Origin of the sequence: Vibrio aquimaris (genome assembly GCF_009363415.1) — a bacterium.
GTDB classification, from domain to species: Bacteria; Pseudomonadota; Gammaproteobacteria; order Enterobacterales; family Vibrionaceae; genus Vibrio; species Vibrio aquimaris.
The window spans coordinates 309,755-322,093 of the sequence record NZ_CP045350.1; the positions used below are offsets into that span (position 1 = coordinate 309,755).

A 12,339-nucleotide genomic window follows, 5' to 3' on the forward strand; every position below is an offset into this window, starting at 1 on the left:
GAATTAAATGAAATCTATTTTTAAGGTGTCGTTGCTTGCAGCAACAGTAATGTTAGCGGTTGGCTGTCAAAAAGACGATGAAACAAAAGCAGATGCGGCACCTGCAGCCGATCAAGCAGTCGTAAAGACGGTTGAGTTTAAAACAGACGACGAAAAAGCAGCATATGCAATTGGTGTATCTTTTGCGAATTATCTGAACACCAGCCTAGATAAGCCGAATGAGATCGGTATCAATTTGGATAAAGAGCTAGTTCTTAAGGGCATCGAGCATGTATTCGAAGGTAAGCCAGAACTCAACGAGGAAGAAACTCGTACTGCTCTTGAAGCTCTAGATAAGCGCGTTGCTGAAACCATGCAAAAGCAGTCAGCGGAAAAAGCAGCTGAAGCTAAGAAAGCAGGTGACGACTTCCGAGCAGAATTTGCTAAGCAAGAAGGCGTTAAGAAAACTGAATCAGGTCTTCTTTATCAAGTTGTGACGCCAGCTAAGGGTGAGCAACCTAAAGATACTGACACAGTGCAAGTGCACTACAAGGGCACTCTTATCGACGGCACACAATTTGACAGCTCTTATGATCGCGGTGAGCCTGCAACTTTCCCACTTAATCGTGTGATTTCTGGTTGGACAGAAGGTGTGCAGCTCATGCCTGTAGGTTCTAAGTACAAATTTGTTATCCCACCAGAGCTAGCTTATGGAGAGCAAGATACGCCAAGTATTCCTGCAAACTCCACCTTGGTATTTGAAGTTGAGCTGTTAAAAATCGATAACGCTGAAGAAGCAGAGCAAGCGGTTCAGTAACCTCAGCTTTCACAAAATAAAGGCCTGATTTTGTCAGGCCTTTTGTTTTTTGTCTGATAAATACTTTGTTCTAAATCACTAGCTGACGGTGTAGCTAGGTATTCTATTCAAATTTTCTGATAAACTTACACCAATTTGTTGATTTTTCGCTCGAAGGCTTAAAAAGTGACAACGACAGAAACAGTTAATATGGATATGTTACTTGAAATGGAATCGGTTAATGTGATGCCATTTAGTGAGCATGATAAAATTATTCTTAGATCTTATGAGGCCGTAGTGGATGGGATTGCCAGTTTAATTGGCCCATTTTGTGAAATCGTGCTTCATTCCTTGGAAGATCTTAATACCTCGGCAATCAAAATTGCTAATGGTGAAAATACAGGACGTCAGGTAGGATCGCCGATTACTGATCTTGCATTAAAGATGCTACGTGATATTGAAGGATCCGAACGAAACTTTTCTCGTTCTTATTTCACTCGTGCTAAAGGTGGTGTCTTAATGAAATCGATCACCGTTGCCATCCGTAATGGAGAAAACCGGGTGATAGGCTTGCTATGCGTTAACGTCAACCTAGATGCACCTTTCTCCCAAGTGTTGCAATCTTTCATGCCATCAGAAGAAGCTAAACAAGCGGCATCTTCGGTGAACTTTGCCAGCGATGTTGAAGAATTGGTCGATAAAACGGTTGAACGCACCATCGAAGAAATTAATGCTGATAAATCAGTATCAAACAATACCAAGAATCGTCAAATTGTCATGGAATTATACGCTAAAGGTATTTTCGATATCAAAGATGCGATTAATCGGGTGGCTGATAGGTTGAATATTTCTAAACACACGGTTTATCTTTATATCCGCCAGCGCAAAACAGAGGATGAAGAGAGTTGAACCCTTTAACCTATACCCTAGTAGTCAATGGCTCAGTGTATGGAGACCAATCCCCACGTACTGCGTACCAATTTGCTGTGAGTTTGATCAATCAGGGACACCAATTAGTGAGTGTGTTTTTCTACCAAAATGGTGTAACCAATGGCTGTTCACTGACTGTACCCGCAAACGATGAGTTTGACCTCGTTAAGGCGTGGCAAGTATTAGCTCAAAAACATAATATACGTTTGGAAACTTGTGTGGCTGCAGCATTGCGTCGTGGTGTGGTCAGTCAAGATGAAGCAAATCAGCACAATCTTATGCAAAATAATCTTGCGCAAGGTTTTGAACAAGCAGGGCTTGGAAGTTTAGCTGAGGCGATGTTGACCCAAGATAGAGTGGTGCAGTTTTGAGTTCGTTGACCTACTTATTCAGGACCGCTCCACATGGCTGTGCGTCTGGGCGTGAAGGGGTGGATGCCCTTTTGGCCGCTTCTGCTTATTGTGAAAATATTCGAGTGATATTTATTGGTGATGGTGTGTACCAATTGCTAGCTAGTCAGCAAACCCAAAATATACTCAGCAAAGACTATGCCCCTATGTTTCAGTTGTTCGAGCTTTACGATATTGAGCAAGTGTTTGTTTGTCGTGATTCTTTGGCAGAACGAGGCGTGCAACAGGCCGATCTTGTGATCGATGCTCAAAGGTTAGATGCAGAAGGTATTAAATTGCAGATCCAGTCTTCAGACAAACTTCTCTCATTTTAGGATTGTTATGTTACATATTGTTAAATCAATAACAGCATTGGAAGAAGTAAGAAAAGTGTACGCAGATAACGACGTTTTGCTGCTCATTCAAGATGCTGTGTATGCGGTAAACCCTTTACATAAAATTTTCCCGATACTAAAAAATGTGAATACCTTTGTACTTCAAAGTGATCTAGAGGCGAGAGGTATGGTTAACCGAGTCAGTCCATCAGTACATGTTGTTGATTATGATGGCTTTGTGACACTTACTGCCGAATCTTTTACTTCCCTGACTTGGAACTAAACTCACTTCTTCCTTTTGTTATCAACCAAGCGTTATCAAGATTCATCCGAGTTGGATAAAAAAGATTCGTATATTTCTTGACACACATCTCACTGCTGAATAGAATTTTGCGTCCCTAATTGTCTTTGATGATTGGGGATAGATTTTTCACAAAGCTTACTTTCAAGTAATTCAGGAGCTAGTTAATGGCAACTATTAACCAGTTGGTACGTAAGCCTCGTGCAAAGCAAGTTGTTAAAAGCAACGTGCCAGCACTAGAAGCGTGCCCACAAAAACGTGGTGTATGTACTCGTGTTTACACTACTACACCTAAAAAACCTAACTCAGCACTTCGTAAAGTTTGTCGTGTACGTTTGACAAACGGTTTCGAAGTAACTTCGTACATCGGTGGTGAAGGTCACAACCTTCAGGAGCACTCGGTTGTTCTAATCCGTGGTGGTCGTGTTAAAGACCTTCCTGGTGTGCGTTACCACACTGTACGTGGTGCACTTGACTGTGCAGGCGTTAATGACCGTAAGCAAGGTCGTTCTAAGTACGGTGTGAAGCGTCCTAAGTCTTAATGCCCTTCTTGTTATAAAGAAGCGTTAAGTAAGGCCAAACACCAAAAATTCATTATTAATTTTTGAAGAAACTGAAAAGTTTTGGATAACCTGAAGAATAAGACAACGGAGAAATACCATGCCACGTCGTCGCGTCATTGGTCAGCGTAAGATCCTTCCAGATCCTAAGTTCAAATCAGAACTGCTGGCAAAATTCGTTAACATCCTTATGGTTGACGGTAAAAAATCTACTGCAGAGAAAATTGTTTACACTGCACTAGACACTATGGCTGAGAAATCTGGTAAAGATCACTTAGCTGTATTTGAAGAAGCTCTTGAAAATGTTCGTCCAGCGGTAGAGGTTAAATCTCGCCGTGTGGGTGGTTCAACTTACCAAGTTCCTGTAGAAGTGCGTCCTGTTCGTCGTAATGCACTTGCTATGCGTTGGGTAGTTGAAGCTGCGCGTAAGCGTGGTGAAAAATCTATGGCTGCTCGCCTAGCTGCTGAAATGCTAGATGCTGCAGACAACAAAGGTACTGCTGTTAAGAAACGTGAAGACGTTCACCGTATGGCAGAAGCGAACAAAGCGTTTGCTCATTACCGCTGGTAATACCTTTCAGTGCCGCGAGACTCCTCGCGGTACTACTCTAGTTCCTATGCGTAAGCTTAGGAACTATTGCTATATCTAGGGCGCTGAAACCTGACATAGTGTCATTTAAGTAAGGCGAAACTAGCAATAGCAATAGTCCCTAATTCAAGAGGATTCAACCGTGGCTCGTAAAACACCTATTGAGCGCTACCGAAATATTGGCATCGTTGCCCACGTAGATGCGGGTAAAACCACTACAAGTGAACGTATTCTTTTCTATACTGGCCTATCTCACAAAATTGGTGAAGTTCACGATGGTGCTGCCACCATGGACTGGATGGAACAAGAACAAGAGCGTGGTATCACAATTACCTCTGCAGCAACCACCACTTTTTGGCGTGGTATGGAAGCTCAATTCCAAGATCACCGTATCAATATCATAGATACTCCTGGACACGTTGATTTTACTATCGAAGTTGAGCGTTCTTTACGTGTGCTTGATGGTGCTGTTGTTGTATTTTGTGGTTCATCAGGTGTAGAACCTCAGTCAGAGACTGTATGGCGTCAGGCTGATAAGTATCATGTTCCTCGTATGGTTTTCGTTAATAAGATGGATCGTGCGGGTGCTGATTTTCTGCGTGTTGTCGATCAAATTAAAAACCGTCTTGGTGCTAACCCTGTACCAATTCAACTCAACGTTGGGGCGGAAGATGATTTCAAGGGCGTCATTGATCTGATTAAAATGAAAATGATCAATTGGAATGCCGAAGATCAAGGCACTACCTTCACCTATGAAGACGTTCCCGCAGATATGGCTGAACTTGCCGAAGAGTGGCGCAACAATCTTGTTGAGTCAGCAGCAGAAGCAAGTGAAGAGTTAATGGATAAATACCTTGAAGAAGGTGAGTTGTCTGAAGCTGAGATAAAGCAGGCATTACGTACACGTACACTTAACAATGAAATTGTTCTGGCTACATGTGGCAGCGCATTTAAAAACAAAGGTGTACAGGCGGTATTGGATGCGGTTATTGAATACCTACCGTCTCCAATTGACGTACCAGCTATCAAAGGTGTTGATGAAAAAGACAACGAAGTTGAGCGTCATGCAGACGACAACGAACCTTTTGCAGCACTAGCGTTTAAAATCGCAACGGACCCATTTGTCGGTACGTTAACTTTCATGCGTGTTTACTCAGGAGTGGTTAACTCTGGTGATGCGGTATACAACTCGGTTAAGCAAAAGAAAGAGCGTTTTGGCCGAATTGTACAAATGCATTCTAATAAGCGTGATGAGATCAAAGAAGTTCGTGCTGGTGATATTGCTGCGGCGATTGGTCTGAAAGATGTGACAACGGGTGATACCTTATGTGATCAAAACCATAAGGTGATTTTGGAACGTATGGAGTTCCCCGATCCGGTTATTCAAATTGCGGTCGAGCCGCGCTCTGTTGCTGACCAAGAAAAAATGGGTATCGCACTTGGTAAGCTTGCTGCAGAAGATCCATCTTTCAGAGTTGAAACGGACGATGAAACAGGTCAAACACTGATCTCTGGGATGGGTGAACTTCATCTTGATATCATTGTTGACCGTATGAAACGTGAATTCAGCGTTGACTGTAATGTTGGTAAACCCCAGGTGGCTTATCGAGAAACTATCCGTGGTAGTGCGGAAGTGGAAGGTAAATTTGTACGTCAATCTGGTGGTCGTGGTCAGTATGGTCACGTATGGATCAAACTGGAGCCATCTGAACCTGGCGAAGGTTTTGTCTTTGTTGACGAAATTGTGGGTGGTGTGGTTCCTAAGGAATACATCAGTTCGGTAGCGAAAGGTATCGAAGAACAAATGAACAGTGGTGTTCTGGCTGGTTACCCAGTGCTAGACATAAAAGCAACCCTGTTTGATGGTTCTTACCATGATGTTGACTCTAACGAGATGGCGTTTAAGATCGCCGGCTCAATGGCATTTAAGAAGGGGTCATTAGAAGCTCAACCTGTACTTCTAGAGCCAATGATGAATGTCGAAGTAACTACTCCTGAAGATTGGATGGGTGATGTTGTTGGTGACTTAAACCGTCGCCGCGGCATGATTGAGGGTATGGACGAAGGCGTGGCGGGCATTAAGATCATTCGCGCTCAAGTACCTCTGTCTGAAATGTTTGGCTACGCAACAGACTTGCGTTCTGCAACTCAAGGTCGAGCATCTTACTCGATGGAGTTCAATGAGTACGCAGAAGTGCCGAAAAACTTTGCCCAAGCAATCATTGCAGAGCGTGGTTACTAATAAAAACGTATTAACCTTTAAAAATAGCAAGACTTTTTTGAAGATCAATACGTCCAAATATTGCGCTGACGGACGTTGGCGCATAAAATAGCAAATTCTGGCGCGTCGTGATCAATAACGTTCGCGGCGAATCATAACTAGGAAGGAACACGATCGTGTCTAAAGAAAAATTTGAACGTACTAAACCGCACGTAAACGTTGGTACTATCGGCCACGTTGACCACGGTAAAACAACTCTAACTGCTGCAATCTGTACTACTCTATCTAAAGTGTACGGCGGTGAAGCGAAAGACTTCGCATCAATCGATAACGCTCCAGAAGAGCGTGAGCGCGGTATCACAATCGCAACATCTCACGTAGAGTACGACACTCCAACTCGTCACTACGCACACGTAGACTGTCCAGGACACGCGGATTATGTTAAGAACATGATCACAGGTGCTGCACAGATGGATGGTGGTATCCTAGTTGTTGCTGCGACAGATGGCCCAATGCCACAGACTCGTGAGCACATCCTACTAGGCCGTCAGGTTGGTATCCCATACATCATCGTATTCATGAACAAATGTGACATGGTTGACGATGAAGAGCTACTAGAACTAGTAGAAATGGAAGTTCGTGAACTTCTATCTGAGTACGACTTCCCAGGTGATGATCTACCAGTAATCCAAGGTTCAGCTCTAGGTGCACTAAACGGTGAAGAGCAATGGGAAGCTAAGATTGTAGAACTAGCAGAAGCGCTAGATTCTTACATTCCAGAGCCAGAGCGTGCAGTAGACATGCCGTTCCTAATGCCGATTGAAGACGTATTCTCAATCCAAGGCCGTGGTACAGTAGTAACAGGTCGTATCGAGCGTGGTATCCTAAACGTAGGTGACGAAGTTGCTATCGTAGGTATCAAAGAGACGACTTCAACGACTTGTACAGGTGTTGAAATGTTCCGTAAGCTTCTAGACGAAGGTCGTGCGGGTGAGAACGTTGGTGCCCTACTACGTGGTACTAAGCGTGATGAAGTAGAGCGTGGTCAAGTACTAGCGGCTCCAGGTTCAATCACTCCACACACTAAGTTTGAGTCAGAAGTCTACGTACTGTCTAAAGATGAAGGTGGTCGTCACACACCATTCTTCAAAGGCTACCGTCCACAGTTCTACTTCCGTACAACTGACGTAACTGGTAACATCGAGCTACCAGAAGGCGTAGAAATGGTAATGCCAGGCGATAACATCAAGATGACTGTAGAGCTAATCGCACCAATCGCAATGGACGAAGGTCTACGTTTCGCGATCCGTGAAGGTGGCCGTACAGTAGGTGCTGGTGTTGTTGCTAAGATCTTCGATTAATTCTCAAGAATTTAACGAAATCTTGCATTGTTTTCTTTTAGCATGAAGAAAGCAGGCATCGAGAAAAAGAGAAGCTTAAGCTTCTCTTTTTCATTATTTGGTTATAAAAAAAATCGTTTTACTTTCTTCTCTAGTGTGTCTCCTTAGTTTTTATTATTCCTATAATTCAAACAGCTAGATTTCAGCCAGAATTAAACAGCCTCCTTGATGCGATAGTAAGTATTCTTGCCATCAGTTCTTGCTGTTTTTATATAACAAATCATTCTTAGCGTATTTTCTACATTATTGGTAATAATAGTAATTATCGTTTGTGTTTGTTTTATGGTTTTTATTATGTATGTTTGTCTATGTCATGGTGTATCAGACAAGAAAATCAAACAATTGGTTTTGGAGGAAGGGTTAACAGATATAAAGCAGATAAAGAAATGCACCGCACTTGGTAGCCAGTGTGGCAAATGCGTAAAAATGGCCAAAGAAATTCTAACCGAAACTGGAGCGATAGAATACTCAGAAGCTAGCTAAGGATAGTTTTACTGTCTTTGACACCCCTTGAATTGGTTCTACAGTTTAAATTGGACCAACAGGAGGCTGTATGTCATGAAAGGCGATCCCATCATCATTCAACATCTCAATAAAATTCTCGGTAATGAATTGGTTGCGATAAACCAATACTTTCTCCACGCACGAATGTACAAGGATTGGGGGCTAAAACATTTAGCAGACAAGGAATATCATGAATCCATTGATGAAATGAAACATGCGGATCATTTGATAGAGCGAATCCTTTTTCTGGAAGGCATCCCTAACTTACAAGACCTTGGCAAACTAATGATTGGTGAAGACACCAAAGAGATGCTTGAATGCGATCTTAAGCTCGAGATGATGGCTATTCCGGATCTCAAGTCTGCCATAGCGTATGCTGAAGACAGCCATGATTATGTATCGCGCGACTTATTTCAAGAAATCCTAGAAGATGAAGAAGAACACGTTGATTGGTTAGAAACACAACTGGGCCTGATTGAAATGACAGGTATACAAAATTACCTTCAAGCTCAGTATGTTGACGAAGAGTAACTCCACAACTCCATCCTAGTGTTAAAAGCAGCCTAAATGATCATCTTTTGATGGTTGGCTGCTTTATTATTTTCCTTGCTTAAATAGCTTTGTTTCTGTACTATTCGTGCTCCTTAATCTCAGTCAATTATCTTTAGTTCCTTGCTTCCTCTGGATGACTGAGCCATTTGTGGAAGCTGAATAATCCGTAAGGAGCAACCAATGCGTCATTACGAAATCGTATTCATGGTGCACCCAGATCAAAGCGAGCAAGTTGCTGGCATGATCGAGCGTTACACTGGTTCAATCACTGAAGCTGGCGGTACTATTCACCGTCTAGAAGACTGGGGTCGTCGTCAACTGGCTTACCCAATCAACAAGCTTCACAAAGCTCACTACGTTCTTATGAACGTTGAAGCTGACCAAGCTGTAATTGATGAACTAGAAACTGCTTTCCGTTTCAACGATGCAGTTCTACGTAACATGATCATGCGTACTAAAGCGGCTATCACTGAGCAATCTATCATGCTTAAGCAGAAAGAAGAGCGTGCTCCTCGTCGCGAAGAGCGTGCTGAAGCTAAGCCAGAAGCAGCTGCTGAGTAATTGATACTCAGATTTAGTACTCAGTCTAGTTAGAGCTAAGAATTTATTCTGACCCTAACCTAGGCAGATAACTTTACTCAAATTTAAGATCAGGAGATAGCCCATGGCTCGTTTCTTCCGTCGTCGTAAATTCTGCCGTTTTACTGCAGAAGGCGTACAAGAGATTGATTACAAAGACGTAGCAACTCTTAAAAACTACATCACTGAAGCTGGTAAAATCGTACCTAGCCGTATCACTGGTACTAGTGCTAAATATCAGCGTCAGCTAGCTCGCGCTATTAAGCGTTCTCGCTACCTAGCTCTACTACCGTACACTGATAAGCATCAGTAATCGGTTCGTTTTATTAAGAAAGAGGATTAAACAATGCAAGTTATTCTACTTGATAAAATCGGTAACCTAGGTGGTCTTGGTGACACTGTAAACGTTAAATCTGGTTACGCTCGTAACTTCCTTATCCCTCAAGCTAAGGCAGTAATGGCAACTAAAGCTAACGTTGAAATGTTTGAAGCACGTCGTGCTGAGCTAGAAGCTAAAGTTGCTGAGCAACTTTCTGCTGCCCAAGCACGTGCTGAGAAAGTTAACGCTCTTGAGGCGGTTGTTATCGCTTCTAAAGCTGGTGACGAAGGTAAACTGTTCGGTTCTATCGGTACTCGTGACATCGCTGACGCAATCACTGCGGCTGGCGTTGAAGTAGTGAAAAGTGAAGTTCGCCTTCCAGAAGGTGCACTACGTAACACTGGTGAGTTCGAAATCAGCGTACAACTTCACTCTGAAGTGTTCGCGACAGTTGCTCTTCAGGTTGTTGCTGCTGAGTAATTCAGTATCAAACTATAAAAAGCACCTTCTAGAAGGTGCTTTTTTTATATAGAAAATAAAATATTGATTGAGAAGATGCTATCAGCGTTTTGCAGACCTTCGGGTACCCGATCATGATACTGCCGAGAATAAGACACTTTTAACGCTATATGTTCTGTTATGCTGTTTGTCGCGTTAAGGTCAGTATCCGTTCTCACATTGCTATCACCGGCTACGAGTGTTACGGCTGCTGATAAATTCAGGCTTTTGGTGATATGCCAGTTACTTTTTATGTGGCCACGGAAGATAGCTTCCTCCACCTGTTCGTCAAATGCCAATGTATCATCATCAATTTCGTCAGTATTAGGCTCTTGATAGCGGTAGCCTGGTCCAAGCTCGAGTTCAAGCAGAAACGCTTCTGTGTTGTAAAACTGATAACCTAAACCACTAGAGAGAGTGTAGTCTTTAAAATAAGCGCTGTAACGTGAATCAACACCTTGAAAGTTACCATAAAGGTATGACTTAGGACCAAGTTTGTAGTCACTCTGTGCTAAATACGTTGATTGTCTTTTATCTTCTTCTCCATCTTTGTACAACTGGTAATATTTCCATTCTCCTGTTGTACGGTGACGCCCTGATAGATACTCAGCGCTTAACCTTGAGTTGACCGAACGTGAGTCAGTGTTTCCTGTGTGTGATTGATAACCAAACTCTATTTCACTCTTCCAAGGTGAAGGTACGTCAATCTTGTTTTGGCTTTGTTCTGATTCATCTGCATAGACGACTGAGCTGAGCAGTAGGCTAGTCGTTATGAGCCCAAGTCTTGTCACTCAATGCCTCTTTTTAATCATTGTATTAGGTGAATAGTAGAGAGTTTTTATATAATTTCAGTCAGTTCTAAGTTAATTCTATATGAGATGGATTTAAACCCCTTGTTAAATACAGACATCAGGTTCATTCTAGCTATAATGAGCGATCACAATTTTGTTGTTGAGCAATAGCATGGCAGATTTTAAAACAGACAATCGTAATAAAAAGCCAACCGACGCCCAAGTAGACGCAATCAAAGCGCCTCCTCATTCTATCGAAGCGGAACAATCCGTTATTGGTGGCTTATTACTTGATAACGAGCGTTGGGATACTGTGGCAGAGCGTGTTGTTGCTAAAGATTTCTATAGTCGCCCTCATCGCTTGATGTTTGAGGCGTCTAGAACGATCCTTGAAGAAAGCAAGCCGCTCGATTTAATTACTTTGTCGGAGTACCTAGAGCAGCGTGAGCAATTAGATGATGTTGGCGGATTCGCTTACCTTGCTGATTTGGTGAAAAATACACCGAGCGCGGCGAATATTAATGCCTACGCCGACATTGTTGCAGAGCGTGCTTTGACCCGAGACTTGATCGGTGTTGCAAATGAAATTGCGGATGCCGGTTACGACCCTCAGGGGCGCTCTTCCGAAGATTTGTTGGATATGGCAGAAAGCAAAGTTTTTGCTATCGCTGAATCAAGGGCCAGCGATAGCGATGGTCCACAAAATGTCGATAATATTCTTGAAAAAACGCTTGAAAGAATAGAAATCCTATATAAATCACCCCAAGATGGTGTTACTGGTGTGACAACAGGATTTACAGACCTAAATAAGAAAACCGCAGGTTTGCAAGGCTCTGATTTGGTGATTGTCGCTGCGCGTCCTTCTATGGGGAAAACGACTTTTGCAATGAACTTGTGTGAAAACGCGGCGATGGCGCAGGATAAACCTGTGCTCATCTTTTCTTTAGAAATGCCATCAGAGCAGCTTATGATGCGTATGCTCGCATCGCTTTCGCGTGTTGATCAAACCAAGATACGTACTGGCCAATTAGATGATGAAGATTGGGCTCGTATTTCTTCTACCATGGGATTATTAATGGAGAAGAAAAACATCTTTATCGATGATAGCTCTGGTCTCACTCCAACAGAACTGCGTTCAAGAGCTCGGCGAGTTGCTCGTGATAATGGTGGTTTGTCGATGATCATGGTCGACTACCTTCAGCTGATGCGTGTTCCATCTATTACCGAAAACCGTACACTAGAGATTGCCGAAATTTCCCGCTCATTAAAAGCCTTAGCGAAAGAACTAAATGTCCCAGTGGTTGCTTTGTCTCAGCTCAACCGTTCACTGGAACAAAGAGCAGATAAGCGCCCGGTGAATTCTGACTTGCGCGAATCAGGTTCTATTGAGCAGGATGCTGATTTGATAATGTTTATTTATCGAGATGAAGTTTATAACCCAGATAGTCCGATGAAAGGGACGGCAGAAATTATTTTAGGTAAGCAGCGAAACGGCCCGATAGGCTCAGTTCGACTGACGTTTCAGGGGCAATGGTCTCGTTTTGATAATTATGCAGGTCCTGCATTTGATGTGGATGATGAATAACCTATGAGTTA

General features: G+C 42.8%; 16 protein-coding genes. 15 read left to right on the top strand and 1 reads right to left on the bottom strand.

Going from position 1 to position 12,339, the window contains the following annotated elements:
- The first annotated feature begins 7 nt into the window (after nucleotides 1-7).
- The 14 genes from fkpA (at nucleotide 8) to rplI (ending at nucleotide 9,934) form a co-directional block, all read left to right on the top strand.
- On the top strand, nucleotides 8-796 hold the full coding sequence (gene fkpA / locus FIV01_RS01485; protein ID WP_152429422.1) for an FKBP-type peptidyl-prolyl cis-trans isomerase: 789 nt from the start codon (nucleotides 8-10) through the stop codon (nucleotides 794-796).
- Nucleotides 797-961: 165 nt separating this feature from the next.
- Nucleotides 962-1,684 (top strand): helix-turn-helix transcriptional regulator, encoded by a 723-nt coding sequence (locus FIV01_RS01490; RefSeq protein ID WP_114787999.1) that lies wholly within the window; start codon nucleotides 962-964, stop codon nucleotides 1,682-1,684.
- Nucleotides 1,681-2,076, top strand: a complete 396-nt coding sequence (tusD, locus tag FIV01_RS01495; protein ID WP_152429423.1) for a sulfurtransferase complex subunit TusD — start codon at nucleotides 1,681-1,683, stop codon at nucleotides 2,074-2,076. Before FIV01_RS01490 ends, tusD begins: the two co-directional genes overlap by 4 nt.
- Complete coding sequence (gene tusC, locus FIV01_RS01500) at nucleotides 2,073-2,429, top strand: sulfurtransferase complex subunit TusC (protein WP_152429424.1); 357 nt, start codon at nucleotides 2,073-2,075, stop codon at nucleotides 2,427-2,429. The genes tusD and tusC overlap by 4 nt, the downstream gene beginning before the upstream one ends.
- Nucleotides 2,430-2,436: 7 nt before the next feature.
- Entirely contained in the window at nucleotides 2,437-2,712 is a 276-nt protein-coding gene (tusB, locus tag FIV01_RS01505) for a sulfurtransferase complex subunit TusB (RefSeq protein WP_152429425.1), read from the top strand.
- A gap of 185 nt (nucleotides 2,713-2,897) precedes the next feature.
- Complete coding sequence (gene rpsL, locus FIV01_RS01510) at nucleotides 2,898-3,272, top strand: 30S ribosomal protein S12 (protein ID WP_004399892.1); 375 nt, start codon at nucleotides 2,898-2,900, stop codon at nucleotides 3,270-3,272.
- A gap of 118 nt (nucleotides 3,273-3,390) precedes the next feature.
- Nucleotides 3,391-3,861 (top strand): 30S ribosomal protein S7, encoded by a 471-nt coding sequence (gene rpsG, locus FIV01_RS01515; RefSeq protein ID WP_114788003.1) that lies wholly within the window; start codon nucleotides 3,391-3,393, stop codon nucleotides 3,859-3,861.
- 160 nt (nucleotides 3,862-4,021) lie between these two features.
- Complete coding sequence (gene fusA / locus FIV01_RS01520) at nucleotides 4,022-6,121, top strand: elongation factor G (RefSeq protein ID WP_152429426.1); 2,100 nt, start codon at nucleotides 4,022-4,024, stop codon at nucleotides 6,119-6,121.
- Nucleotides 6,122-6,276: 155 nt separating this feature from the next.
- Complete coding sequence (tuf, locus tag FIV01_RS01525; RefSeq protein WP_152429398.1) at nucleotides 6,277-7,461, top strand: elongation factor Tu; 1,185 nt, start codon at nucleotides 6,277-6,279, stop codon at nucleotides 7,459-7,461.
- 333 nt (nucleotides 7,462-7,794) lie between these two features.
- Nucleotides 7,795-7,983, top strand: coding sequence for a (2Fe-2S)-binding protein (locus FIV01_RS01530; RefSeq protein WP_152429427.1), 189 nt, complete (start codon nucleotides 7,795-7,797; stop codon nucleotides 7,981-7,983).
- 75 nt (nucleotides 7,984-8,058) lie between these two features.
- The gene (bfr, locus tag FIV01_RS01535; protein ID WP_114787541.1) at nucleotides 8,059-8,535 is read left to right on the top strand and encodes a bacterioferritin; all 477 of its coding nucleotides are present in this window, start codon (nucleotides 8,059-8,061) and stop codon (nucleotides 8,533-8,535) included.
- 201 nt (nucleotides 8,536-8,736) lie between these two features.
- On the top strand, nucleotides 8,737-9,117 hold the full coding sequence (gene rpsF / locus FIV01_RS01540; RefSeq protein WP_004747103.1) for a 30S ribosomal protein S6: 381 nt from the start codon (nucleotides 8,737-8,739) through the stop codon (nucleotides 9,115-9,117).
- Between the two features lie 103 nt (nucleotides 9,118-9,220).
- Nucleotides 9,221-9,448, top strand: coding sequence for a 30S ribosomal protein S18 (rpsR, locus tag FIV01_RS01545; RefSeq protein WP_000090472.1), 228 nt, complete (start codon nucleotides 9,221-9,223; stop codon nucleotides 9,446-9,448).
- A 33-nt stretch (nucleotides 9,449-9,481) separates the two neighbouring features.
- Nucleotides 9,482-9,934 carry a 50S ribosomal protein L9 gene (gene rplI, locus FIV01_RS01550; RefSeq protein WP_114787539.1) on the top strand — a complete coding sequence of 151 codons (453 nt, stop codon included), beginning with the start codon at nucleotides 9,482-9,484 and terminating at the stop codon, nucleotides 9,932-9,934.
- A 44-nt stretch (nucleotides 9,935-9,978) separates the two neighbouring features.
- Here the strand turns inward: rplI and FIV01_RS01555 are convergent, their stop codons facing one another.
- Nucleotides 9,979-10,743, bottom strand: a complete 765-nt coding sequence (locus FIV01_RS01555; protein ID WP_152429428.1) for a DUF481 domain-containing protein — start codon at nucleotides 10,741-10,743, stop codon at nucleotides 9,979-9,981.
- 172 nt (nucleotides 10,744-10,915) lie between these two features.
- Between FIV01_RS01555 and FIV01_RS01560 the strand changes: the two genes are divergently transcribed.
- Entirely contained in the window at nucleotides 10,916-12,328 is a 1,413-nt protein-coding gene (locus FIV01_RS01560) for a replicative DNA helicase (RefSeq protein ID WP_152429429.1), read from the top strand.
- Nucleotides 12,329-12,339: the final 11 nt, after the last annotated feature.

Bases quoted from the DNA above. Each gene is read 5' to 3' on its own strand.
- FIV01_RS01560 (WP_152429429.1), top strand. From the start codon at position 10,916: ATGGCAGATTTTAAAACAGACAATCGTAATAAAAAGCCAACCGACGCC.
- rpsG (WP_114788003.1), top strand. From the start codon at position 3,391: ATGCCACGTCGTCGCGTCATTGGTCAGCGTAAGATCCTTCCAGATCCT.
- rpsF (WP_004747103.1), top strand. From the start codon at position 8,737: ATGCGTCATTACGAAATCGTATTCATGGTGCACCCAGATCAAAGCGAG.
- rpsL (WP_004399892.1), top strand. From the start codon at position 2,898: ATGGCAACTATTAACCAGTTGGTACGTAAGCCTCGTGCAAAGCAAGTT.
- bfr (WP_114787541.1), top strand. From the start codon at position 8,059: ATGAAAGGCGATCCCATCATCATTCAACATCTCAATAAAATTCTCGGT.
- tusB (WP_152429425.1), top strand. From the start codon at position 2,437: ATGTTACATATTGTTAAATCAATAACAGCATTGGAAGAAGTAAGAAAA.
- rplI (WP_114787539.1), top strand. From the start codon at position 9,482: ATGCAAGTTATTCTACTTGATAAAATCGGTAACCTAGGTGGTCTTGGT.
- FIV01_RS01530 (WP_152429427.1), top strand. From the start codon at position 7,795: ATGTATGTTTGTCTATGTCATGGTGTATCAGACAAGAAAATCAAACAA.
- fkpA (WP_152429422.1), top strand. From the start codon at position 8: ATGAAATCTATTTTTAAGGTGTCGTTGCTTGCAGCAACAGTAATGTTA.
- rpsR (WP_000090472.1), top strand. From the start codon at position 9,221: ATGGCTCGTTTCTTCCGTCGTCGTAAATTCTGCCGTTTTACTGCAGAA.